The organism is Leucobacter ruminantium (assembly GCF_017565705.1).
GTDB classification, from domain to species: Bacteria; Actinomycetota; Actinomycetes; order Actinomycetales; family Microbacteriaceae; genus Leucobacter; species Leucobacter ruminantium.
This window is the reverse complement of record NZ_JAGDYL010000001.1, coordinates 251,257-275,145: the sequence shown is the minus strand read 5'-3', so window position 1 is coordinate 275,145 and position 23,889 is coordinate 251,257. Positions and strand designations below refer to the sequence as shown.

Here is a 23,889-nt window from a genome sequence, read left to right as displayed (position 1 = left end):
AGCCTCCGCGAACGAACACCCAGGGTGCGAGCGAACACGCGGGAGAGGGCGCGCAGAGTGTTCGTTCGCGCCCGCGGTGTTCGCTCAGCGATGCTGCGCGTGCGCAAACGGCGGGAAGGACGGCTCGCGGTCGGATCCCTCACTATGCTGTGATCATGACCGCCTCCGCACCGCTCGAAGCCCCCGTCGTGGGCCCGCTCGTCGTGCTGCGCGCGCCGCGCGCCGACGACGCCGCACCGCTGCTTGCCATCCTCGAGGAGCCCGAGGTCTCGCTCTGGTGGGTCGGCTACACGGAGGAGCGCGTGCAACGCGAGTTCATCGAGAGCCCCGAAACCGTGCGCATCATCGAGGCCGCGGGGGAGTGCGCCGGAGCCATGTACGTGCTGCGCGGCGAGGACCCGGAATACCCGACCACGGTGATCCACATCTTCATCGGCACCCGCTTCCGCGGCAACCGCATCGGCGAGGAGGCGCTCGCGCTCGCCATCCGCGAGGAGTTCGCGGCCGGCATCACCCGCGTCACGCTCGATCCCAACATCCACAACGAGGGTGCGATCCGCAGCTACGAGCGCCTCGGGTTCCGGCGCATCGGCGTGCTGCGCGACTACCAGGTGCGCCCGGGCGGCCACCTCGAGGACGCCCTCTTCATGGACCTCACTCGCAGCGACTTCCCCGACGGGCCGCCGCTGCCGCAGCGCGGCTGAGGGATCCTGCCGTTCCCGAGGTGCGGCGAGGGATCCCTAGCCCGCGATCCCTGACGCCGCGGGGCATGTTGCTCACTGTGGGGCGCGTTATTTCGTGACGCAATGCGCCCCGCGAGCGATAACATGCCCCACGGCGCAGCGGGGAGCACGGCGCAGCCCGCCCCGCTGCGGGAGTAGACTGGAATCCATGCGCAACGGCCGTCCGCTCCTCCCGTGGGTGGTCTGGGGAGTCGCCGTCCTCGCCTATGCTGCCGCTGTGGTGAACCGCTCCTCGCTCGCGGCTCTCGGCCCAGCTACGCAGGAGCACTTCGGCATCGATGCGACCACGCTCTCGATGTTCGCGATGATCCAGCTCATCGTCTATGCGGGTCTGCAGATCCCCGTGGGCCTGCTCCTCGACCGCTTCGGGGCGAGTTCCATGCTGCTCACGGGAACGCTGCTCATGGTCGTGGGTCAGGTCGTGATGGCGACGGTCTCCGACGTCTGGCTCGCGATCCTCGCGCGCGTGCTCGTCGGCGCGGGCGATGCGTGCACCTTCATCAGCGTGATGCGCATGCTGCCCGAGTGGTTCTCGGTGCGCCAGCTCCCCGTCATCAGCCAGTTCACGGGGCTCATCGGTCAGGCGGGGCAGCTCGTCTCCATCACCCCGTTGGCGCTCGCGGTCGCCTCGTTCGGGTGGGCGAGCGGGTTCCTGGGCGTCGCCGGGGTCGGCGTGCTCGTGCTCATCCTCGGCTGTCTCGTGCTGCGCGACCGGCCGGGCGCGGGGACGGTCATCGAGCGCATGACCGGCAGGCTCGGCCGCATCAGCCGGACGGCCAGGCCGCTCGGTGCCGACGAGCCGACCGGCGCCTTCACGGTTCCGCCTCCCGCGACCGAGATGATGCCCGTGGTCACCGCTCCGCGGATCCCCGGCCTCGGCTTCTGGGCGCGGGCACGGCGACTGCTGTCGATCCCCGGAACCCGGCTGGCTTACTGGATGCACTTCACCTCGCCGTTCGCGCTGAACGCCTTCGTGCTGCTGTGGGGCACGCCGTTCCTCACGGGAGGCGTGGGCCTCGACCGGGCGCAGGCGGCGGGGCTGCTGAACCTCGTCATCCTCTCCTCGATGGGCGCCGCGCTGCTGCTCGGCCCGCTGAGCTCGCGCTTCGTCGAGCGGCGCGTGCCGATGTACGTCGTGATCGTGTTCGCGATCGTCGCGGTCTGGCTCACGGTGATCTTCTGGCCGGGAACGCCGCCGATGTGGCTGCTGGTGGTCCTCGTGGTCGTGATGCCGCTGGGGGGACCGGCCTCGATGGTCGCTTTCGAGGTCTCGCGCTCGCACACCCCCCGCAGCTTCTCGGGCTTCGGCACCGGTCTTGTGAACACGGGCGGCTTCACGTCGTCGCTGATCGTCATCGTGCTGATCGGCCTCGTGCTCGACGCCCTCGGCGCAGGCTCGCCCGAGGACTACTCCCTGCACGCCTTCCAGATCGCCTTCACCGTGCAGATCCCGTTCTGGCTGCTCGGGCTCACCATGATCTTCGTCGAGCAGCACCGCACGAAGCGGTGGATGAGGGAGCACGGCCGACGGCTCCGCTGAGGCGGGACGGGGAGGATCCCTCGGTGAGGGATCCCGAACGAGCAGCCGGGGCCCCACCGCTCAGAGCGCCTCAGATGACGTAGAAGTCGGCCTCGTCCGGGGTCTCGGCGAGCGGAGCGCCGCGGCGGGGGCGACCCTGCGCCGGAATGCCGGTGAGCGTGGTCCACGGGGGAGCCGAGTGCACGACGACCGCGTTCGAACCGACGGCGCAGTCGTGGCCGAGCTCGATCGCGCCGAGCAGCTTCGCCCCCGCTCCGATCACGCAGCGGTCGCCGACGGTGGGGTGGCGCTTGCCGCTGTCGTGGCCGGTGCCGCCGAGGGTGACGCCGTGATAGATGAGCACGTCGTCACCGACCTCGGCGGTCTCGCCGATCACGACGCCCATGCCGTGGTCGATGAAGAGCCTGCGGCCGATCGTGGCACCGGGGTGGATCTCGATGCCCGTGAAGAAGCGGGCGAGCTGCGAGATCGCGCGCGGGAGGAAGCGCATGCCGCGGCCCCACAGCGCGTGCGAGGCGCGGTGCCACCACACGGCGTGCAGCCCCGAGTAGATGAGGAAGACGGAGGCCGAGCTGCGGGCGGCGGGGTCGCCGGCCTTGGCGGCGCGGATGTCCTCGCGGACGCGGGAGAAGATGCTCACGGTTCCCTCTCGGTCGGTGGTGGTGCGTAGGGCGGACCGAGCCGCCCCGCACATGCGCCAACGCCGGGCCGGTGCGGAGGATTCCCGCACCGGCCCGGCGCCGCCGTCGTGATCAGACCGTGAGGTCCTCGAACAGCACGGTCGAGAAGTAGCGCTCGCCGAAGTCGGGCACGACGACCACGATCTTCTTGCCCGCGTTCTCGGGGCGCTTGGCGACCTGCGTGGCCGCCCAGACGGCCGCGCCGCCGGAGATGCCGGCGAGGATGCCCTCGTCGGTGCCGAGCGCGCGCGCCTTCGCGATCGAGTCGGCGAGGGTCACATCGATGACCTCGTCGTAGACCTCGCGATCGAGGATGTCGGGCACGAAGTTCGCGCCGAGGCCCTGGATCTTGTGCGGGCCGGCCTTGCCCTCGGTGAGCAGCGGCGAGTCGATGGGCTCGACGGCGACCACCTTGACGTCGGGGTTCTGCTCCTTGAGGTAGCCGCCCGCGCCGGTGATGGTGCCGCCCGTGCCGATGCCCGCGACGAAGATGTCGACCGCGCCGTCGGTGTCGTTCCAGATCTCCGGGCCGGTGGTGGCGCGGTGGATGGCGGGGTTCGCCGGGTTGGCGAACTGCTGCGCGAGCACGGCGCCCTCGGTGTTCGCGGCGATCTCCTCGGCCTTGGCGACCGCGCCCTTCATGCCGAGCGGGCCCTCGGTGAGCACGATCTCGGCGCCGTAGGCCGCGAGCAGCTTGCGGCGCTCGATGCTCATGGTCTCGGGCATGGTGAGGATCACGCGGTAGCCGCGCGCCGCGCCGACGAAGGCGAGCGCGATGCCGGTGTTGCCGCTCGTGCCCTCGACGATCGTGCCGCCGGGCTTGAGCGCGCCCGACTCCTCCGCCGCGTCGATGATCGCGATGCCGATGCGGTCCTTGACGGAGCCGGCGGGGTTGTAGAACTCGAGCTTCGCGTAGACCTCGGCCTCCGCGCCGTCGGTCACGCGATTCAGGCGCACCAACGGGGTGTTGCCGAACGCCTCGGTGATGTTCTCGTAGGTCCGTGCCATGTCTGTGAATCCTCCTGTGATCGGGGCCACCCAGAACTATACCGTCTCCTTATCCGACTATTCATGTTGCATTATGCGAATGAGTCGCCGTATGACGCGCGGTCCGCTCCACGCGTTCTCGGTAGGGTGGGGGAGTGCATATCGATGCGGGTGAGGGGCGAGGGATCCGGGCCGTCGTCGGCGGGCTGTGCGAGCGGTTCGCCGACGCGGGTATCGAGGATCCGGCCGCCGACGCCGAACTGATCGTCGGTCATGTGCTCGGCGTCTCGCGCGGGCGTGTGCAGGCGCTCGCCGTCATGGGCCGCGAGCTCGACGGTGCGCAGCTCGCCGCGGTGACGGAGCTCGCCGACGAGCGGGCGAGGCGCGTGCCGCTGCAGCACCTGACCGGCCGAGCGCCGTTCCGCTCGATCGAGCTGTCGGTCGGCCCGGGCGTCTTCGTGCCGAGGCCCGAGACCGAGATGGTGGCCCAGTTCGCGATCGACGAACTGCTCGCGGTGCCCGATCCCTCGCCCCTCGCCCTCGACCTGTGCACCGGCAGCGGTGCGATCGCGCTCTCCATTGCGCACGAGGTGGAGACGGCGCGGGTGCTCGCGGTCGAGAAGAGCCGGGAGGCGCACGCCTGGGCTGCCCGCAACGTCGCGGAGTGGGGCGATGGGAGGGTCGAGCTGCGGCTCGGCGACGTCGGGGATCTCGATGCCGGCCGCGATTCCGAGGGGGTGCCGCTCGCCGGCCGTGTGTCGGTGCTCGTCTCGAACCCGCCCTACGTGCCGGAGGGCATGGTGCCCCGCGACCCCGAGGTGCGCGACCACGACCCCGAGCTCGCCCTCTACAGCGGTGCCGACGGCCTCGACCTCATACGTGTGATCAGCCGGATCGGCCTGGAGGCGGTGCGGCCGGGAGGGCTGCTGGTGCTCGAGCACGCCGAGCATCAGGGCCGGGCGATCCGCGAGCTGCTCTCGGCCGACGGGTGGCGGGCCGCGGCGACGCACCCCGACCTCACGGGCAGGGACCGTGCCACGACGGCCCGGCGCTGATAGCCATGTCCCGGAGTTCGGATCCCTCCCGTGTTTCGGATGGATCGACGCGGTTCCATCCGAAACACGGGAGGGATTTGAACCGCGGACCGCACGAACCGCCCGCGCGGGCGCACAGCCTCCGGGGGAGCGCCCCGAGTAGGATTGTCGGTCATGGCCGAAGTGTACGACTGCTCCGATAACTCGCAGCTGCTGAGCGGAACGCGCACCGCGCGCCACGCGATCGGCCGCGGCGAGCTCGTCGTGCTGCCCACCGACACCGTCTACGGCGTCGCTGCCGACGCGTTCAACCCGGCGGCGGTGCAGCGCCTGCTCGACGCGAAGGGCCGCGGCAGGCAGTCGCCGCCGCCGGTGCTCATCCCGAACACCGCGACCCTCGCCGCGCTCGCAGCCGATGTGCCCGCCCCGGTGCACGCGCTCGCGGAGGCTTTCTGGCCCGGCGGTCTCACGATCGTGCTGAAGGCCAACCCGTCGCTCAGCTGGGATCTCGGCGAGACCGGGGGAACGGTCGCCCTCCGCATCCCCGACCAGGCACTCGCCCTCGAACTGCTGCAGGAGACGGGGCCGCTCGCGGTGTCCTCCGCGAACCTGACGGGGCGGCCCGCCGCACGCACGGCCGCGGAGGCCCGCGAGATGCTCGGCGACTCGGTCGCCGTCTACCTCGAGGTGGGCGAGTCCGACGGTGACGGCACGGCGTCAACGATCGTCGACGCCACCGCGATGACCGAGGAGGGCGGCTCGCTGCGCGTGCTGCGCGATGGCGCGATCCCTCGCGAGGCCATCGCGGATCTGCTGCCGCAGGTGACGATCGAGGGCTGATGTGACCGCCTACCTCGTGATCGTGCTCGTCGCGGCCGTCGTGACCGCGGCGGTGTCGTTCGGAGTGCTGCGGATGAGCCGCCGCCTGCGCCTCGCCCCCGAGGTGCGCGAGCGCGACGTGCACAGCACCCCGACCCCGAGGCTGGGCGGCATCGCGATGTTCATCGGCCTGCTCGTCGCCTTCGCGGTCGCGGCGGTGCGGCCCGAGTTCTCCGAGCTGTTCGCCAACGGGCCCGAGATGTGGGCGCTCATGGGGGCGTGCACCATCATCGCGGGCATCGGCGTGCTCGACGACCTGCTCGATCTCGACTGGATGATCAAGCTCGCCGCGCAGCTCGCCGCAGCCGGCCTGCTCGCCTGGAACGGCCTGCAGATCGTCTCGCTGCCGCTCGGCGACACGCTCATCGTCGGCTCGCCCGCGGTCAACTTCGTGATCACCGTCTTCCTGATGACGCTCGTGATGAACGCGGTCAACTTCGTCGACGGCCTCGACGGCCTCGTGGCGGGGGTCGCCATCATCGCCAACGCCGCGTTCTTCGCCTACACCCGCATTCTCGACGACCGCATCGGGCACGTCGACTCGGTAGCGATCGCGAGCCTCATCGCAGCGGTCGTGTTCGGCATCTGCGCCGGCTTCCTGCCGTTCAACTGGCACCGCGCCCACATGTTCATGGGCGACACGGGCGCGCTGCTCGTCGGTCTGCTCATGGCGACGTCGACCGTGTCGGTGACCGGGCAGCTGAACCCCGGAGCCCTCGACCAGAAGCTGGTGCTCGCGAGCTACATCCCGATCATCCTGCCCGTCGCCGTGCTCGCGCTGCCCCTCGCCGACTTCATCCTCGCCGTCGTGCGCCGCCTCAAAGCGGGCAAGAGCCCCTTCACGGCCGACCGCCAGCACCTGCACCACCGACTGCTCGACAGGGGACACTCGCCGCTGCAGGCGGTGCTCGTCTTCTACCTCGGCACGGCCGTGCTGTCGGTCGCGGTGCTCCTGGTGTTCACGCTGCAGAGCTTCGCGCTGCCGTCGCTCGTGCTGCTCGTCGGGGGAGCGGCGTGCCTCGTGCTGCTGCTGTTCCCTGCGCAGCGCATCCGCGAGGCCGCCGTTCAGCGCGGCTTGCTACCGTTGAGCCGGCGCGCGCCTCGCACGCCGGCGAAGACCACCGCCGCCGAAGCGCCGGAGCACTCGGGTGCCCCGGCGAGTGAAAGGACTCCCGAGTGAGCGATCCCTCCATGCCCGACCCCGTCGAGAAGCCCGCGATCGCGATGCCGACATCGCAGCCCGTGCTCATGCGCGCGCTGCGCTGGGGGCTCGTGGTCACCGCGGTGCTCGTCGCGGCTTTCGCGGGCATCGGCTGGCTGGTCTCCGGCGCGCCGGGGCTCATCGGCGGAGTGATCGGCACCGCCATGGGCGGCTTCTTCCTGGTGCTCACGGTCGGCAGCATCGCCTTCGCGAACCGCTTCATCGAGTCCCCCTCGTATCTCGCGCTGTTCTTCGCGATCGTGCTGGGCAGCTGGATCCTCAAGTTCGTCATCTTCATCGTCACTTCGCTGCTTCTGAGGGATCAGCCGTGGCTCGACCCGGTGATCCTCTTCATCGGCATCGTCGCGGCAGTGCTCGTCTCGCTCGTGATCGACGCCGTCGTCATCGCGAAGTCGCGCATCCCGGTGATCGGCGGCGTCGGAGAGTAGCTCGGCCCGCGGTTTCACCTGGGGCGAAATCCTTGGTAGGATGTGAGAGTTCCCTGCGAGGCCGCGCTATGCGTGTGTGCCGGTACACTGCCGGGGGCACGACCATCGTTCGACGCATTGCGGCCCGCGGCCGCATCCCGAATCAGGAGAATGGCGCTGTTCGCTAACGCTATGCAATTCGTGACCCCCAGTCTGTTCGTCGCAGCAGAGGAGGGCGGCTTCCATCCGCCGTCGATCGCCGACTTCTTCCCCGATGCGGTGCTGTTCCACGGCACGCCGTTCGAGATGAACCGCATCATGATCATCCGAGTGATCATGACCCTCGTGCTCCTGCTGCTCTTCTGGCTCGGCACGCGCAACATGAAAGTCATCCCGACCCGCGGGCAGTCGCTCACCGAGATGGCGCTCGACTTCGTGCGCGTCAACATCGCGGAGGATCTGCTGGGCAAGGTCGACGGCCGTCGCTTCCTCCCGATCCTCACGGCGATCTTCTTCACGATCCTGTCGTTCAACATCACGGGCATCATCCCCGGTTTCAATATCGGCGTCTCCGCCGTGATCGGCCTGCCGCTCGTGCTGGCGGTCGTCTCGTACGTGACCTTCATCTACGCCGGCATCAAGAAGAGCCCGGGCAACTTCTTCAAGAACGCGCTGTTCCCCGCCGGTGTGCCCGGTCCGCTCTACATCATCGTGACGCCGATCGAGTTCTTCTCGACCTTCGTGCTGCGCCCGGTGACGCTGACGCTTCGACTCCTGATGAACCTGCTCGTCGGCCACCTGCTGCTGGTGCTGTTCTTCAGCGCCACCAACTTCTTCCTCATCGAGGGTGAGGGCCTGTTCAAGCTCTTCGGCGTCGGCACCTTCGTCGTCGGCTTCGCGTTCACCCTCTTCGAGATCCTGGTCGCGTTCCTGCAGGCCTACATCTTCACCATCCTCACCGGCGTCTACATCCAGCTCGCGCTGGCTGAAGAGCACTAAACCTCAATACCTACCTGGGCTCGGCAACCGCCGCGCTCACCCCTACGGAAGGAAACACCCACTGTGTCTGTTCTCGCTGAAGTTTCCGGCAGCATCTCGACCGTCGGCTACGGCCTCGCGGCCATCGGCCCGGCCATCGGCCTCGGCATCGTCGTCGGCAAGACCATCGAGGGCGTCGCGCGCCAGCCCGAGCTCGCCGGTCGTCTCCAGGTGCTGATGTGGATCGGCATCGCCTTCACCGAGGCGCTCGCCCTCATCGGCATCGCCACGCACTTCATCTTCCAGTAAGCCGTTCACCTTTCCCTAGTCTCGAAAGGGAGGCTCGATGATTAACGCAGTCTTCGTAGCTGCAGAGGGAGCGGATCACAATCCGCTGCTCCCCGCCACCTACGACATCGTATGGTCTGCGGTCGTCTTCGCGATCATCCTCATTGCGTTCTGGAAGGTGTTCCTTCCCAAGCTGCAGGCGATGCTCGACGCGCGCGCCGAGGCGATCGAGGGCAACATCGCGAAGGCAGATGAGGCCCAGGCGAAGGCCGAGGCCGCGCTGCAGGAGTACACCGCGCAGCTCGCCAGCGCCCGCCAGGAGGCCGGCGAGATCCGCGAGGCCGCCCGCGTCGACGGCGACAAGATCCGCGCCAAGGCCCGTGAGGAAGCCCTCGCGGAGCAGGCCCGCATCGCGCAGGCCGCACAGGCCCAGATCGAGGCCGACCGTCAGAGCGCCGTGGTCTCGCTGCGCAAGGACGTCGGTTCGCTGGCACTCGGCCTCGCTTCGAGCGTCGTGGGCGAGAGCCTCTCCGACGACCAGAAGGCGTCGGCGCTCGTCGATCGCTTCCTCGCCGACCTCGAGGCATCCGAGAAGGCGGCGAACTGATGGGAAGCGCGTCACGCGAAGCACTGGCCCAGGCGCGCGCCGCGCTGCGGGCGGGAATCGACCCGGCGACCGGCGGCGAGCTGCTGCAGGCCGCGGATCGGATCGCCGAGAGCCCCGCGCTTGCCTCGGCCCTCGGCGACGCCTCGGCGAGCGCCGAGGCCAAGGGGCAGATCGTCGCGCGGCTCTTCGGCGGGCTGACCGCTGACGCGCGCTCCGTGCTCGCCGCCGCCGTCCAGGCGCGCTGGTCGAACGTCGAGGAGTTCGTCGCGGGCGTCGAGGAGCTCGGCCTGCGCGCCGAGGGCCTCGCCAACCCGGCGCTCTCCGATGAACTGCTCGCGGTCGCCGACGTGGTGGACCGCAACCACGAGCTGCAGCTCAGCCTGGGCAGCAAGCTCGCCGATCCGGTCGGCAAGGTCGCGCTCGTGCAGCGCTTGCTCGACGGCAAGACCTCGGCCTCCGCGGTCGCGGTCGTGAGCCACCTGGTCGCGAACCCGCGCGGCCGCCGTCTCGACGCCGCACTCCGTAGCGCCGCTCGCATCGCCGCCGACCAGAACGGCAGCGACCTCGCGACCGTCACGGTCGCGGCCCCGCTCTCGGCGGCTCAGCAGGAGCGCCTGGCGCGCGCGCTCGAGCAGTCCACCGGCCGTCCGGTGAAGATCACCACGGTCATCGACCCCGAGCTCATCGGCGGCGTCCGCATTCAGATCGCCGATGACGTGATCGACGGCAGCGTCCGCGCCCGCTTGGACGACCTCCGCCAGCAGCTCGCTGCATAGGGCACTACTTTTCACCCCCGGGGGCGGCGCTTCCGGATCAGACAGAGGAAACGAAATGGCAGAACTCTCAATCAGCCCGGACGAGATCCGCGACGCGCTGAAAGACTTCGCAGCGTCGTACGAGCCGGCTCAGGCGGAGAAGACCGAGGTCGGCACCGTGGTCGACGCCGCCGACGGCATCGCGCACGTCGAGGGCCTTCCCGGCGTCATGGCGAACGAGCTCGTGCGCTTCGCAGACGGCACGCTCGGCCTCGCGCAGAACCTCGAGGAGAACGAGATCGGCGTCGTCGTGCTCGGCGAGTTCACCGGCATCGAGGAGGGCCAGCAGGTCACCCGCACCGGCGAGGTGCTCTCCGTGCCCGTGGGCGAGGGCTACCTCGGGCGCGTGGTCGACCCGCTCGGCAACCCGATCGACGGTCTCGGGGAGATCACCGGCGTCGAGGGCCGTCGCGCCCTCGAGCTCCAGGCCCCCGGCGTCATGGCCCGCAAGTCGGTGCACGAGCCGCTGCAGACCGGCATCAAGGCGATCGACGCCATGATCCCCGTCGGCCGCGGTCAGCGCCAGCTGATCATCGGCGACCGCCAGACCGGCAAGACCGCGATCGCGATCGACACGATCATCAACCAGAAGGCCAACTGGGAGTCGGGCGACGTCACGAAGCAGGTGCGCTGCATCTACGTCGCGATCGGCCAGAAGGGCTCGACCATCGCCTCGGTGAAGGGTGCGCTGGAAGACGCGGGTGCGATGGAGTACACCACCATCGTCGCCTCTCCGGCCTCCGACCCTGCCGGCTTCAAGTACCTGGCGCCCTACACCGGCTCGGCAATCGGCCAGCACTGGATGTACGACGGCAAGCACGTCCTCATCATCTTCGACGACCTGTCGAAGCAGGCCGAGGCCTACCGCGCCGTGTCGCTGCTGCTCCGCCGTCCGCCGGGGCGCGAGGCCTACCCGGGCGACGTGTTCTACCTGCACTCCCGCCTGCTCGAGCGCTGCGCGAAGCTCTCGGACGAGCTGGGCGCCGGCTCGATGACCGGCCTGCCGATCATCGAGACGAAGGCCAACGACGTGTCGGCCTACATCCCGACCAACGTGATCTCCATCACCGACGGCCAGATCTTCCTGCAGTCCGACCTCTTCAACGCGAACCAGCGCCCCGCGGTCGACGTGGGCATCTCGGTGTCGCGAGTCGGCGGCGACGCGCAGGTGAAGTCGATCAAGAAGGTCTCCGGTACCCTCAAGCTCGAGCTCGCCCAGTACCGCGCGCTCGAGGCGTTCGCGATGTTCGCCTCCGACCTCGACGCGGCCAGCCGCCGTCAGCTCGAGCGCGGTGCGCGCCTCACCGAGCTCCTCAAGCAGCCGCAGTACACGCCGTACCCGGTCGAGGAGCAGACCGTCTCGATCTGGGCCGGCACCAACGGCTTCCTCGACGAGGTCCCGGTCGAGGACATCCTGCGCTTCGAGCGCGAGTTCCTCGACTACCTCGGCCGCAACTCCGAGGCGCTCACCACGCTGCGCTCGACCAATGTGCTCGACGACGACACCGTCGCCGAGATCACCGCGCAGATCGAGAAGTTCAAGAGCGAGTTCCGCACCTCGGCGGGCAAGAGCCTGAACGAGCAGTTCGACGCGCTCGACGAGGCAGAGATCAAGCAGGAGCAGCTGGTCGTCAAGAAGTAGTGAGGGATCCCGGCGGGGGCGCGAGCCCCCGCCGATCCCGCACCACTTCGACCAGCCAGCCCCGACCACTACAGGAGAGACATGGGAGCGCAACTTCGGGTCTACCGGCAGAAGATCAAGTCTGCCCAGACGACCAAGAAGATCACCCGTGCGATGGAGCTGATCGCAGCCTCTCGCATTCAGAAGGCCAAGGCCCGCGTCGAGGCGTCGACGCCGTACGCCACCGCGATCACGCGCGCGGTGTCCGCCGTCGCCACGCACTCGAACACCACCCATCCGCTGCTCGTCGAGGCCGACAGGGTCGAGCGCGCGGCAGTGGTGATCTTCACCTCCGACCGCGGCCTCGCGGGTGCATTCAACTCGCAGGTGCTGCGCGAAGCGGAAGAGCTCACCGAGCTGCTCCGCGAAGAGGGCAAGGAAGTCGTGTACTACCTGATCGGCCGCAAGGCGCAGGGGTACTTCTCCTTCCGTCGCCGCCCCTCGGAGCGCGTCTGGGCCGGTGACACCGAGAACCCCGCCTTCGAGACGGCTAAGGAGGTCGCGGAGTCCCTGCTGGAGATCTTCGCCCGCCCCGCCGCCGAGGGCGGCGCGCAGGAGATCCACCTCGTCTACAACCGCCTCATCAGCATGGTGAGCCAGGTCCCCGAGGTGCACCGCCTGCTCCCGCTGCAGGTCGTCGAGGGCGTCGCGGAGGCCACTGAGGCTCCCGAGGCGCTGTACGAGTTCGAGCCCGACGCCGACACGGTGCTCGACCAGCTGCTGCCGGCCTACATCGAGTCGCGCATCTTCAACGCCATGCTCGAGTCGGCCGCCGCCAAGCACGCCGCGACGCAGAAGGCGATGAAGTCGGCGAGCGACAACGCGGACACGCTGATCCGCGACTACACGCGCCTCGCGAACAACGCTCGCCAGGCCGAGATCACCCAGCAGATTTCCGAGATCGTAGGCGGCGCCGACGCGCTGTCGAGCTAGAAAAGCACGAAGAGAGAGAAACATGACCGAAACCGCCGCAGTGGCGACTGAGGCCGCAACGAAGGTTGTCGGGCGGATCGCTCGAGTGACCGGCCCCGTCGTCGACATCGAGTTCCCGCACGACGCGATCCCCGCCGTCTACAACGCTCTCGAGACCACCGTGAACATGGGCGAGGGCGCCGAGCCCTTCACGCTCGTGCTCGAGGTCGCGCAGCACCTGGGCGACAACCTCGTCCGCGCCATCGCGCTGAAGCCCACCGACGGCCTCGTGCGCGGCCAGGAGGTCGTCGACACCGGTGATTCGATCACCGTTCCCGTCGGCGACGTCACCAAGGGCAAGGTGTTCGACGTCACCGGAAACGTGCTCAACCTCCCCGAGGGCGAGACCATCGAGGTGAACGAGCGCTGGAGCATCCATCGCACGCCCCCGGCCTTCGATCAGCTCGAGTCGAAGACCCAGCTCTTCGAGACCGGCATCAAGTCGATCGATCTCCTCACCCCCTACGTGCAGGGCGGTAAGATCGGCCTCTTCGGCGGCGCCGGCGTGGGCAAGACCGTTCTGATCCAGGAGATGATCCAGCGCGTGGCGCAGGATCACGGCGGCGTCTCGGTGTTCGCCGGTGTGGGCGAGCGCACCCGTGAGGGCAACGACCTCATCCACGAGATGGACGAGGCGGGCGTCTTCGACAAGACCGCTCTCGTGTTCGGCCAGATGGACGAGCCCCCGGGAACGCGTCTCCGCGTCGCCCTCTCGGCGCTGACCATGGCGGAGTACTTCCGCGATGTGCAGAAGCAGGACGTGCTGCTCTTCATCGACAACATCTTCCGCTTCACGCAGGCCGGCTCCGAGGTGTCGACGCTGCTCGGCCGCATGCCCTCCGCCGTGGGCTACCAGCCGAACCTCGCCGACGAGATGGGCATCCTCCAGGAGCGCATCACCTCGACCCGCGGCCACTCGATCACGTCGCTGCAGGCCATCTACGTGCCCGCCGACGACTACACCGACCCGGCCCCGGCGACCACCTTCGCGCACCTCGACGCGACCACCGAGCTGTCGCGCGAGATCGCCTCGAAGGGTCTGTACCCCGCGATCGATCCGCTGACCTCGAGCTCGCGCATCATGGACCCCCGCTACTTGGGCGAGGACCACTACCGCGTGGCGACCACCGTCAAGGCGATCCTGCAGAAGAACAAGGAGCTGCAGGAGATCATCGCGATCCTCGGTGTCGACGAGCTCTCCGAAGAGGACAAGATCACCGTGGCGCGCGCACGCCGCATCCAGCAGTTCCTCTCGCAGAACACCTACATGGCGAAGAAGTTCACCGGTGTCGAGGGCTCGACGGTTCCGCTCACCGAGACGATCGAGTCGTTCGACGCGATCTGCAAGGGCGAGTTCGACCATGTCGCGGAGCAGGCCTTCTTCAACGTCGGCGGCATCTCCGACGTCGAGGAGAACTGGGCCAAGATGCAGAAGGAACTGGCCTAAGCCATGGCGCTCAACGTGAGTGTCGTCTCGGCCGACAGCGAGGTCTGGGCGGGTACCGCCTCCCAGATCGTCGCGAAGACGGTCGAGGGCGAGATCGGCATCCTCGGTGGTCACGAACCGCTGCTCGCACTGCTGGCGCAGGGCGAGGTGCGGGTGACCACCGCCGACGGTGAGAAGATCACGGTCGACGCAGAGGGAGGCTTCCTCTCGGTCGACCACGACACCGTCACCATCGTGGCGGGAAGGGCAGCGATCGCGGCCTAGTTCCCTTATGCGGCGAAGGCCGGGGTACCTCACGGGCCCCGGCCTTCGGCGTCTGCGGGGCTCGCCTGCAGACAGTCGGCCGCGGGCGGGGCGGGCGCCACGATCTTCCGCTCGACACTGCGCTCACGGAGTATGCAGATGTCGCATACTCCTCGATCGCAGAAGGGCGAAAGCCCGCGGCGCCCACCCCGCCCGCTCTCGAATGCATGCCCACCGAAAGGACGTCCAGTGCTGCTTCTGCTGCCCCCGTCTGAGACGAAGCGCGTCGGAGGTGAGGGATCTCTCGCCCCGAATAAGCTGCGCGCGCACGGAGCACTCGCGGAGGCCCGCGAGCGCGTGCGCACCGCGCTCGTCGAGCTCAGCAGCGGTGAGGAGGACGCGGCGGCGAAGGCGCTGAAGCTCGGGGTGAAGAACCGCGGCGAGCTCGCGCACAACCTCGAACTCGAGACGAGCGGCACGATGGCGGCGATCGAACGCTACACCGGGGTGCTGTACGACGCGCTCGACGTCGGTACGCTGACTTCGGAGGCGCGAGCCTGGCTCGACGAGCACGCCGCGGTGCAGTCGGCGCTCTTCGGCCTCGTGGCAGCGGGCGACCCGATCCCCGCCTACCGCCTCTCCGCAGGGTCACGGCTACCAGGCCTCGGCGCGCCGCTCAAGCGCATCTGGAGCGAGGCCCATTCGGCCCTCGAATGGGACGGCGACGCCTTCGTGCTCGACCTGCGCTCGCAGGACTACGCCGCGCTCGCGCCGTTGCCGGACGGCGTGGGGTGGTTCCTGCATGTGGTGCAGCGCGGGAAGGACGGTCGCACGCGTGCACTCAACCACTTCAACAAGGCCGCGAAGGGCGATCTCGTGCGGCGCCTCGCCCGATCCCTCGCGAATATCTCAGACCCCGCGGGGCTGCTCGCCTGGGCCCGCTCCGAGGGTCTCGAGATGGACTGCGACGAGGACGCGCGCACCATCACGCTCGTCACCGACCTGGGAGCTCCGGCCGCAGCAGCCGACTCGGCTTGACGCCGCTCCGTGCCAGGATGAACCGTAGTGTCGCAGCCGGAGGAGGAGCATCGTGCGCAGTGACGTGGTGGTCGTGGGGAGCGCCAATGCCGACCTGGTGGTCGAGGTGCCGCGCCGGCCGGGTGGGGGAGAGACCCTGCTCGGCGGCGAACTGCGCACGCTCCCCGGCGGCAAGGGGGCGAACCAGGCCGCAGCGGCGGCCCGATCGGGCGCGAACGTCTCATTCCTCGGGTGCGTGGGCCGCGACGGCAACGGCGAGTTTCTGCGCGAGCGACTCGCCGCAGCCGGCGTGCGAACCGATTCACTCGTGATCGTGGAGCGTCCGAGCGGCACAGCCGTGATCTTCGTCACGCCCGACGGTGAGAACTCCATCGTGGTCTCCCCGGGCGCCAACGCCGAGATGACCGTGGAACGGCTGCGCGGCGCGAGCGGGGTGCTCGGCGCCGCGAAGGTCGTCGTGATCAGCCTCGAGATCCCGCTCGCCACCGCGGTCGAGGCCGCACGCATCGGCGACGCGAGCGGCGCGCGCGTGCTGTTCAATGCGGCGCCCTCGGTGCGCCTCGATCCCGATACCCTGCGGCTCTGCGATCCGCTCGTCGTGAACGAGCACGAGGCACGGGACGTGCTCGGGGCGGGGGAGGGATCCGACTTCCGCGCGCTCGCGGAGGGGCTGCGCGACGCCGGTGCGCGGTCCGTCGTGATCACGCTCGGCGAGCACGGAGCGCTCGTGCTCGACGACGAGGGCTGCAGCGAAACCCCCGCCTATCGCGTGCGCGCCGTGGACACCACCGGGGCCGGCGACGCCTTCGTGGGCGCGCTCGCGGCCGAACTGGCGGCGGGGAAGGGACTGCGGCGGGCCGTCGGCTTCGCGACCGCCGTGTCGGCCGTGGCCGTGCAGCGCATGGGGGCGCAGCCCTCCTATGCCGAGCGGACCGAGGTCGAGGAGTTCATGCGAGCGCATGCGCCGATGGGCTGAGCCCCGTGCCGCGGTGGGGGCCGGTACGGTGCCGCGCTGCGATGGGCACCCGACCGCGGCGGGCCCGGGGCGCCGACCATCGGGCCGAGGGCGACCCCGCGAAAGCCGTCGCATAGGCGCCGATGGAACGAGACGGCTCGCGGTTCGGGGTAGGATTGCACGGACGTCTCTGGAAAGGAAGCGATGACGGAACGCGGCACGAACGCGGCACGCAGGCGCCTGCGCTACCGTCCCGACTGCGACCTCGAGATCGAACTCTCGTGGTTCGCGCTCACCGATGTCGGCCGACGGCGCGAGACCAACCAGGACAGCTATGTCGTGTCGCCCCCGATCTTCGCGGTCGCCGACGGCATGGGCGGTCACTCCGCAGGCGAGATCGCCTCGGCCGCCGTGGTGCGGCGCCTCGCCGAACTCGGCGGGCGCGAAAGCGTCTCTCAGGCCGACATCGACGCGGTGCTCGGCGACGCCGTCGACGACATCGAACTCGATGCGGGCGAGACCGAGCTCGGGGCGGGCACCACCGTGACCGGTGTCAGTATCGACAGCTGCGCCGATGCCCCGACGTGGCGGGTCTTCAACATCGGCGACTCCCGCGTCTACCAGTACTTCAAGGGCGCGCTCAGCCAGATCACGGTCGACCACTCGGTCGTGCAGCACCTCATCGACACCGGTGCGATCACCGAGGAGGAGGCGGAGGTGCATCCGCACGCCAACGTGATCACGCGCGCCGTCGGCTTCAACGAGGCGCCGATCCCCGACTACACCTCGCTCGCTCTGATCCCCGGTCAGAGGCTGCTGATCTGCTCCGACGGGCTCACCAAGGAGCTCACCGATATCGGCATCCAGCACTTCCTCGCCACGCAGCCGACGGCGGAGGCCGCTGCGCGCACCCTCGTGCACGAGGCGCTCGAGAACATGGGGCGCGACAACGTCACGGTCATCGTCATCGACGTGCACGCCGTCGGCGATGTGATCGACACCGGCAGCATCGAAGCGGCTGGCATCGAACTCGACGGGGCCTGAATCCGCGAGGGATCCCTCCCGTCGTCTCAGTGCGCCCCGCCCGACCGGCGGAGAGGGACCCCTCACCGCCGGTCGGCCGAGAACGCCGCGCTACGCGCGCGCGCTGAGCGCCTCATCGAGCACGCTCACGACGTCCTCGATGAGCGCATCGGTCATCTTGAGCGAGGGCAGGAAGCGGATCGCCTGGTTGTAGACGCCGCTCGAGAGCAGCAGCACGCCGCGCTGCGCTGCGAAGTCGATGACGTGCGTCACGAGCTCGGTGTCGGGCTCCAGGGTGCCGGGCTTGACGAACTCGATCGCGAGCATCGCGCCCTTGCCGCGCACCTCGGCGATGCTCTCGTGCTTCTCGGCGAGGCGGCGCAGCGCCGAGCCGAAGGTCGCCTCGATGCGCTTCGCCTCGGTCAGCAGGCCCTGCTGCTCGATCTGCTCGAAGACGGCGACCGCTGCGGCGCACGACACCGGGTTGCCGCCGAAGGTGCCGCCGAGGCCGCCGGGCTGCGACTTGTCCATGATCTCGGCGCGGCCGGTGATGCCCGCGAGGGGGAGCCCGCCCGCGATGCCCTTCGCCGAGAGCACGATGTCGGGCTCGACGCCGAACTGCTCGATGGAGAAGACGGTGCCGGTGCGGGCCATGCCGGCCTGCACCTCGTCGGCGATGAACACGATGCCGTTCGCGCGGCACCACTCGGCGAGCGCGGGCAGGTAGCCGTCGGCGGGCACGATGAAGCCGCCCTCGCCCTGGATGGGCTCGACGACGAGGCACGCGAGATCCTCGGCCCCCGCGACCTTCTCGAGGTACTTGATGGTGCGCGCCGCGGCCTCGGGGCCGGTGAGTCCGTCGTGCAGCGGGTAGGAGTTGGGGGCCTTGTAGATGTCGCCGGCGCGCGGGCCGTAGCCCTGAGCGTAGGGTGCGCCCTTGAAGTTCATGCTGCTCGTCAGCATGGTGCGGCCGTGGTAGGCGTGCTCGAGCACGGCCACGCCGGGGCGGCCGGTGTGCTTGCGGGCGATCTTGACGCCGTTCTCGACCGCTTCGGCGCCCGAGTTCATGAGCAGGGTCTTGTAGGGGCTCTCGGGGGTGGAACCGGGAACGTGCTGCGCGAGGAACTCGGCGACGCGCACATAGGGCTCGTAGGGCGTCATGGTGAAGAGCGTGTGGGTGACCCTGCCCAGCTGCTCGCGGGCGGCTTCGACGACGGCGTCGTCGGTGTGGCCGATCGTCGTGACGCCGATGCCGCCGCAGACGTCGATGATCCGGTTGCCGTCGACGTCGACCAGCACGGAGTCGTGGGCGCGCTCGATGTAGACGGGGAGCACGCTGTGCACCCCGGGAGGCACGACCGCCTGTCGCCTGGCGTGCAGCTCCCGTGAGCGGGGTCCGGGGATCTCGGTGACGACGAGACGTTCCTGGGGGATGCTGGCTTCGGTGACAGTGGCTTGGCTCATACGCTCGATCTTACTCCCGGCGGGTGAGGGGGGCGTTACGCTGGGCGCATGCGCGATGAACACGTCTTCGAGGCCCGGATCGAGTGGCAGGGCAACCGCGGGTCGGGCACGAGCGGCTACCGCGACTACGGCAGGCAGCTGACGATCTCGGGGGAGGGCAAGAGCGATATCGAGGGATCGGCCGCGCGCGCGTTCCACGGCGACCGCGACCGCTGGAACCCCGAGGAACTGCTCATCGCGGCCCTGGCGGAGTGCCACATGCTCTCGTACCTGCACATGGCCGTGCGCGCGGGTGTCGTGGTCGCGGCCTACGAGGACGACGCCGTCGGAACGCTGAAGCAGGAAGGGCTGGGAGGACGCTTCACCGAGGTCGTGCTGAGACCGCGCGTGACGGTGGCGGAGCCCTCGATGGTCGATGCGGCCCGGACCGCGCACGCCGAGGCCCGAGAGCACTGCTTCATCGCGAACTCGGTGAACTTCCCAGTGCGGCACGAGCCGGAGATCCTGATAGTGAATGCGGAGTGAACCGAGCTGGTCGACACCGGGCTCTCGTGTGAGAGGCGGTGATTTCTCCCCTCGATCCCGCATCACGGCCCTCGGTACCCGCTAGAAAGAGCGTGGATGGCACGAGGTCTTCATGTTCCCGGGGACGCGCGCCTCTGCCCGGCTCCGTCGAAATCTGGATGCACCGTCGACACGCGTCCGGAGCCCTGCCCATAGAATCGGTCCGTGGACCGCAAGACGATCAATGCCGAGCTGCGCAGGCAGTTCTACCCGCAGCTCGTGGCCGAGGGCTTCACCCGCGCGGGGGACATCGCCCGCCGGGCGCTCGTCGGCCCCGTCGTGCACGTCGTCGAGGTGCAGCACCTGCCGCGCCGGAACGTCTTCCAGATCAATCTGGGCGCGCACCTGCTCGCCCTTGACGAGCTCTCCGGCACGACGGCCGTCGCGGCGGACACCGTGCGCGACTACGACTGCGCCTGGCGCGGATCGATCTTCTCGGGCTTCCGCAATAGCTCCGACGCTGAGTTCGCCTACGGCAGCACTCCCGAGGAGGCATCCGAGTCGGTTTCCTTCCTCGTCTCGGAGTGGCGACGCCAGGCCGACGTGTTCTTCGGCCCGCTCAGCGAGTACCCCGGCGGCTTCCACCGGGCGGCGAAGCGGATGCCGGAGCATCCGGTGCACCCCGGACACATGCGCACGTGGGCGCGCGTCGCGCAGCTCGTCGGCGACGGCGCGCTGGCCCGGCGCATCGCCGAGGTGGCGCTGCCGGAGGTGCCCGAGCGCGCCACCGCGCTGCGTGACGACCTGCGGGCGATCCTCGACAGCTGAGCGCCGACGTCCTCATCCACGCAGCCATCGCGTGGACGAGACAATGATCAGATACGCCATCGGGCCGAGGCGGCGTCTCCGCTGTTCCTCCCGAGGGGGCGGCCCGTAACGCGGTCCTGGAGTGTCGGCGGTTCCCAATACAATGGAGGCCATGCCCGAACGCCAGCAGTTCTTCCTCACCACGCCCATCTTCTACGTGAACGACGCCCCGCACATCGGGCACGCGTACACGGAGGTGGCGGCCGACGTGCTCGCGCGCTGGCACCGTCAGGCCGGCGATGACACCTGGTTCCTCACGGGCACCGACGAGCACGGCCAGAAGATCCTGCGCACCGCGACCGCCAACGGCGTCGCGCCCAAGGAATGGGCCGACCGCCTCGTCGAGTCGGCGTGGAAGCCGCTGCTCGACACGATCGACATCTCGAACGACGACTTCATCCGCACCACCGACGCCCGCCACGAGGAGGGCGTTGCGAAGTTCCTGCAGAAGCTCTACGACGACGGGCACGTCTACGCGGGCGAGTTCGAGGCGCTCTACTGCGTCGGCTGCGAGGAGTTCAAGCCGAAGAGCGAGATCGTCGACGGCGAGGGCGCCTTCGAGGGCGAGAAGGTCTGCGCGATCCACTCGAAGCCGCTCGAACTGCTCCAGGAGAAGAACTACTTCTTCAAGATGAGCGCGTTCCAGGACCGTCTGCTCGCCCTCTACGAGGAGCGGCCCGACTTCGTGCAGCCCGCGAGCGCGCGCAACGAGGTCGTCGCGTTCGTGCAGCAGGGCCTCGAAGACCTCTCGATCTCGCGTACCTCGTTCGACTGGGGCATCCCGATCCCGTGGGATTCGTCGCACGTCACCTACGTCTGGTTCGACGCCCTGCTGAACTACGTGACGGCGACCGGTTACGGCTCGAACGCCGAGGAGTTCGCGCGCCGCTGGCCGGCCAACCACATCGTGGGCAAGGACATCCTGCGCTTCCACGCCGTCATCTGGCCCGCCATGCTCATGGCCGCCGGCCTCGAGGTGCCCGAGCACGTCTTCGCGCACGGCTGGCTGCTGGTCGGCGGCGAGAAGATGTCGAAGTCGAAGCTCACGGGCATCGCGCCGAACGAGATCACCGACACCTTCGGCTCCGACGCGTTCCGCTACTACTTCATGCGCGCGATCTCGTTCGGGCACGACGGCTCGTTCAGCTGGGAGGACCTCTCCGCCCGCTACCAGGCCGAGCTCGCCAACGGCTTCGGCAACCTCGCGAGCCGCGTGCTCGCGATGAATGCGAAGTACTTCGACGGCGTGGTCCCCGAGGCCTCCGCCGGGGCCGAGCAGCCCGCCGACATCGCCATCCGCGAGCTCGCCGAGAGCGTCGCGCGTCGCGCGGACGAGAAGATCGACGCCTTCGCGATCCACGAGGCGATCGCCGCGATCTGGGAGCTCGTCGACGCCCTCAACGGCTACGTGCAGGAGCAGCAGCCCTGGTCCCTCGCGAAGGATCCAGAGCAGCGCCCCCGCCTCGCGGCCGTGCTCTACACCGCCACCGAGGGGCTTCGCGCCCTCGCCGAGCTGCTCTCCCCGGTGATCCCCGTCGCCGCGGCGAAGCTGTGGACCGCGCTCGGAGCCGAGGCTGTGCTCGGCGCGCTCGCCGACCAGCCGATCCGCGAGGCCGGCTCCTGGGGCCGCCTCCCGGCGGGCACTGCGCAGCAGCGGCTCGACGTGCTCTTCCCCCGCATCGAGACGGAGAGCAAGTGAGCTCTGACGCACCGCGCGACGGTAAGGCGCCGGCCGGCGGGCTGAGGAGGCGCAACACCGACGGTGCGAGCGGCGAGGGATCGGCCAAGCGCGACCTCACCCGCCCCGCGAGCCCCGAACCGCTGCCCGTCGCGCTCTACGACAACCACACCCACCTCGAGTTCGAGGACGGCGTGGACCAGCTCGACCCCGTCGAATCGCTCGATCGCGCGGCGGCCGTCGGCGTGCGCGGCGTCGTGCAGGTCGGCACCGACCTCGAGACGAGCAGGTGGGGCGCCGCGCTCGCCGAGAGCGACCCGCGCGTGCTCGCGGCGGTCGCCCTGCACCCCAACGAGGCGCCCAAGCTCTTCGCACAGGGGCTGCTGAGCGCGCACCTCTCCGAGATCTCCCGGCTCGCAGCGCAGCCGCGCGTGCGGGCCGTCGGTGAGACGGGGCTCGATTTCTTCCGAACCGGAGAGGACGGGCGCGAGGCCCAGATCGAGTCGTTCGAAGCGCACATCGATATCGCGAAGGCCAACGGCATCGCACTGCAGATCCACGATCGTGACGCGCACGACGCCGTCGTCGCGACGCTGAAGCGGGTGGGCGCCCCCGAACGCACCGTCTTCCACTGCTTCTCGGGCGACGCGGAACTCGCGCGCATCTGCAACGAGCACGGGTGGTACATGTCGTTCTCGGGTACCGCGACCTTCAAGAACGCCCCCGCCCTGCGCGAGGCGCTCGCCGTCGCGAAACCCGAACTCGTGCTCGTCGAGACCGACGCCCCGTTCCTCACCCCCGAGCCCTTCCGCGGTCGCCCCAACGCGCCGTACCTCATGCCGCACACCGTGCGCCGCATGGCCGAGACCCTCGACGCGCCTCTCGACGAGCTGTGCGCCCGCCTCGCGGCAAACACGGAGCGCGTCTACGGCGCCTGGGACGACGGCGATGAGTGACGGCGACTCGAGCGGGCTGCTCGGACCGGCCGAGGTGCGCGAACTCGCCGAACGGCTCGACGTCTCGCCGACCAAGAAGCTCGGCCAGAACTTCGTGATCGACCCCAACACCGTGCGCAAGATCGTCCGGCTCGCGGGTGTGGAGGTCGACGACCGCGTCATCGAGGTGGGTCCGGGCCTCGGATCCCTCACCCTCGGAATCCTGGAGACCGGCGCCGACGTGACCGCGGTCGAGATCGACCACCGGCTCGCGGCCGAACTGCCCGCCACCGTGCGCGCGATGCAGCCCGGTGCCGAGCGGCGCTTCCGCGTGGTGCGCAGCGACGCGCTCGACGTGACGGGCGAGATGCTGGGGGAGCCGCCGACCGTGCTCGTCGCGAACCTGCCCTACAACGTGTCGGTGCCGATCCTCATGCACCTGCTCGAACTCATCCCCGGCCTCGAGCGCGGGCTCGTCATGGTGCAGGCCGAGGTCGGCTACCGCATCGCCGCGGCTCCGGGCTCCAAGGAGTACGGGGCGCCCAGCGCGAAGGCCGCCTGGTACGGCGAATGGCGCATCGCGGGCAACGTGAGCCGCCGCATCTTCTGGCCCGTGCCCGGTGTCGATTCGGTGCTCGTCGGCTACGAGCGCCGCGACGCGCCGCGCGGCGACGAGGCCGAGCGATCCCTCACCTTCGAACTCGTGAACGCGGCCTTCGCGCAGCGCCGCAAGATGCTGCGGCAGTCGCTGCAACCCGTGCTCGGATCGACCGACGAGGCCGTTGCGGTGCTTCGGGAGGCGGGCGTCGAGCCCACCCTGCGCGCCGAGCAGCTCGGCATCGAGCAGTACCTGGCGATCGCCCGCGCGGCCGCGCGCGACTGACACGCCGTTCACGTTCTCG

Annotated in this window: 25 protein-coding genes; 22 read left to right on the top strand and 3 right to left on the bottom strand. The window is 69.5% G+C overall.

What is annotated here, in order from left to right:
• Nucleotides 1–155: 155 nt before the first annotated feature.
• Both J4H91_RS01285 and J4H91_RS01280 read left to right on the top strand, forming a co-directional pair.
• Nucleotides 156–704: a GNAT family N-acetyltransferase gene (locus J4H91_RS01285; RefSeq protein ID WP_208044431.1), complete on the top strand. Its 549-nt coding sequence runs from the start codon at nt 156–158 to the stop codon at nt 702–704.
• Between the two features lie 187 nt (nt 705–891).
• Nucleotides 892–2,283: an MFS transporter gene (locus J4H91_RS01280; protein WP_208044430.1), complete on the top strand. Its 1,392-nt coding sequence runs from the start codon at nt 892–894 to the stop codon at nt 2,281–2,283.
• 70 nt (nt 2,284–2,353) lie between these two features.
• Here J4H91_RS01280 and epsC read toward each other — a convergent pair whose 3' ends face one another.
• Nucleotides 2,354–2,923 (bottom strand): serine O-acetyltransferase EpsC, encoded by a 570-nt coding sequence (epsC, locus tag J4H91_RS01275; protein WP_341783380.1) that lies wholly within the window; start codon nt 2,921–2,923, stop codon nt 2,354–2,356.
• Nucleotides 2,924–3,035: 112 nt separating this feature from the next.
• Nucleotides 3,036–3,971 (bottom strand): cysteine synthase A, encoded by a 936-nt coding sequence (cysK, locus tag J4H91_RS01270; RefSeq protein WP_208044428.1) that lies wholly within the window; start codon nt 3,969–3,971, stop codon nt 3,036–3,038.
• Nucleotides 3,972–4,105: 134 nt separating this feature from the next.
• Here cysK and prmC point away from each other — a divergent pair, with 134 nt between their 5' ends.
• From prmC to J4H91_RS01195, 15 genes are all read left to right on the top strand, one after another.
• Entirely contained in the window at nt 4,106–5,005 is a 900-nt protein-coding gene (gene prmC, locus J4H91_RS01265) for a peptide chain release factor N(5)-glutamine methyltransferase (RefSeq protein ID WP_424960815.1), read from the top strand.
• A 153-nt stretch (nt 5,006–5,158) separates the two neighbouring features.
• Complete coding sequence (locus tag J4H91_RS01260) at nt 5,159–5,824, top strand: L-threonylcarbamoyladenylate synthase (protein ID WP_208044427.1); 666 nt, start codon at nt 5,159–5,161, stop codon at nt 5,822–5,824.
• 1 nt (nt 5,825) lies between these two features.
• Nucleotides 5,826–7,043, top strand: a complete 1,218-nt coding sequence (locus tag J4H91_RS01255; RefSeq protein ID WP_208044426.1) for an MraY family glycosyltransferase — start codon at nt 5,826–5,828, stop codon at nt 7,041–7,043.
• Nucleotides 7,040–7,513: a Cg1360 family ATP-synthase-associated protein gene (locus J4H91_RS01250; RefSeq protein ID WP_341783378.1), complete on the top strand. Its 474-nt coding sequence runs from the start codon at nt 7,040–7,042 to the stop codon at nt 7,511–7,513. Before J4H91_RS01255 ends, J4H91_RS01250 begins: the two co-directional genes overlap by 4 nt.
• Before the next feature lie 171 nt (nt 7,514–7,684).
• Entirely contained in the window at nt 7,685–8,491 is an 807-nt protein-coding gene (gene atpB / locus J4H91_RS01245; protein WP_243752473.1) for a F0F1 ATP synthase subunit A, read from the top strand.
• A 63-nt stretch (nt 8,492–8,554) separates the two neighbouring features.
• A complete protein-coding gene (gene atpE / locus J4H91_RS01240; RefSeq protein WP_200132758.1) occupies nt 8,555–8,779 on the top strand; it encodes an ATP synthase F0 subunit C in 225 nt (74 codons plus the stop codon).
• Nucleotides 8,780–8,816: 37 nt separating this feature from the next.
• On the top strand, nt 8,817–9,365 hold the full coding sequence (locus J4H91_RS01235; protein ID WP_208044424.1) for a F0F1 ATP synthase subunit B: 549 nt from the start codon (nt 8,817–8,819) through the stop codon (nt 9,363–9,365).
• Nucleotides 9,365–10,141, top strand: a complete 777-nt coding sequence (locus J4H91_RS01230) for a F0F1 ATP synthase subunit delta (protein ID WP_208044423.1) — start codon at nt 9,365–9,367, stop codon at nt 10,139–10,141. The genes J4H91_RS01235 and J4H91_RS01230 overlap by 1 nt, the downstream gene beginning before the upstream one ends.
• Nucleotides 10,142–10,196: 55 nt before the next feature.
• A complete protein-coding gene (gene atpA, locus J4H91_RS01225; RefSeq protein WP_208044422.1) occupies nt 10,197–11,822 on the top strand; it encodes a F0F1 ATP synthase subunit alpha in 1,626 nt (541 codons plus the stop codon).
• A gap of 81 nt (nt 11,823–11,903) precedes the next feature.
• Nucleotides 11,904–12,794, top strand: coding sequence for a F0F1 ATP synthase subunit gamma (locus J4H91_RS01220; RefSeq protein WP_208044421.1), 891 nt, complete (start codon nt 11,904–11,906; stop codon nt 12,792–12,794).
• A gap of 22 nt (nt 12,795–12,816) precedes the next feature.
• Complete coding sequence (atpD, locus tag J4H91_RS01215; RefSeq protein WP_208044420.1) at nt 12,817–14,280, top strand: F0F1 ATP synthase subunit beta; 1,464 nt, start codon at nt 12,817–12,819, stop codon at nt 14,278–14,280.
• 3 nt (nt 14,281–14,283) lie between these two features.
• Entirely contained in the window at nt 14,284–14,544 is a 261-nt protein-coding gene (locus J4H91_RS01210) for a F0F1 ATP synthase subunit epsilon (RefSeq protein WP_208044419.1), read from the top strand.
• Between the two features lie 228 nt (nt 14,545–14,772).
• Entirely contained in the window at nt 14,773–15,561 is a 789-nt protein-coding gene (locus tag J4H91_RS01205; RefSeq protein WP_208044418.1) for a peroxide stress protein YaaA, read from the top strand.
• A gap of 52 nt (nt 15,562–15,613) precedes the next feature.
• Nucleotides 15,614–16,537 carry a PfkB family carbohydrate kinase gene (locus J4H91_RS01200; protein WP_208044417.1) on the top strand — a complete coding sequence of 308 codons (924 nt, stop codon included), beginning with the start codon at nt 15,614–15,616 and terminating at the stop codon, nt 16,535–16,537.
• Nucleotides 16,538–16,720: 183 nt separating this feature from the next.
• Nucleotides 16,721–17,560 carry a PP2C family protein-serine/threonine phosphatase gene (locus J4H91_RS01195; protein WP_208044416.1) on the top strand — a complete coding sequence of 280 codons (840 nt, stop codon included), beginning with the start codon at nt 16,721–16,723 and terminating at the stop codon, nt 17,558–17,560.
• A 90-nt stretch (nt 17,561–17,650) separates the two neighbouring features.
• Here the strand turns inward: J4H91_RS01195 and J4H91_RS01190 are convergent, their stop codons facing one another.
• Entirely contained in the window at nt 17,651–19,003 is a 1,353-nt protein-coding gene (locus J4H91_RS01190; protein WP_208044415.1) for an aminotransferase class III-fold pyridoxal phosphate-dependent enzyme, read from the bottom strand.
• Nucleotides 19,004–19,051: 48 nt separating this feature from the next.
• Between J4H91_RS01190 and J4H91_RS01185 the strand changes: the two genes are divergently transcribed.
• The 5 genes from J4H91_RS01185 to rsmA all read left to right on the top strand — a co-directional run bounded on the left by J4H91_RS01185 (nt 19,052) and on the right by rsmA (nt 23,870).
• Nucleotides 19,052–19,528, top strand: a complete 477-nt coding sequence (locus J4H91_RS01185) for an OsmC family protein (RefSeq protein ID WP_208044414.1) — start codon at nt 19,052–19,054, stop codon at nt 19,526–19,528.
• 204 nt (nt 19,529–19,732) lie between these two features.
• Complete coding sequence (locus J4H91_RS01180) at nt 19,733–20,335, top strand: DUF4304 domain-containing protein (protein ID WP_208044413.1); 603 nt, start codon at nt 19,733–19,735, stop codon at nt 20,333–20,335.
• A 151-nt stretch (nt 20,336–20,486) separates the two neighbouring features.
• Nucleotides 20,487–22,073, top strand: a complete 1,587-nt coding sequence (gene metG, locus J4H91_RS01175; protein WP_208044412.1) for a methionine--tRNA ligase — start codon at nt 20,487–20,489, stop codon at nt 22,071–22,073.
• Complete coding sequence (locus J4H91_RS01170) at nt 22,070–23,008, top strand: TatD family hydrolase (RefSeq protein WP_208044411.1); 939 nt, start codon at nt 22,070–22,072, stop codon at nt 23,006–23,008. The genes metG and J4H91_RS01170 overlap by 4 nt, the downstream gene beginning before the upstream one ends.
• Nucleotides 23,001–23,870, top strand: coding sequence for a 16S rRNA (adenine(1518)-N(6)/adenine(1519)-N(6))-dimethyltransferase RsmA (gene rsmA, locus J4H91_RS01165; protein WP_208044410.1), 870 nt, complete (start codon nt 23,001–23,003; stop codon nt 23,868–23,870). Before J4H91_RS01170 ends, rsmA begins: the two co-directional genes overlap by 8 nt.
• Nucleotides 23,871–23,889 lie beyond the last annotated feature (19 nt).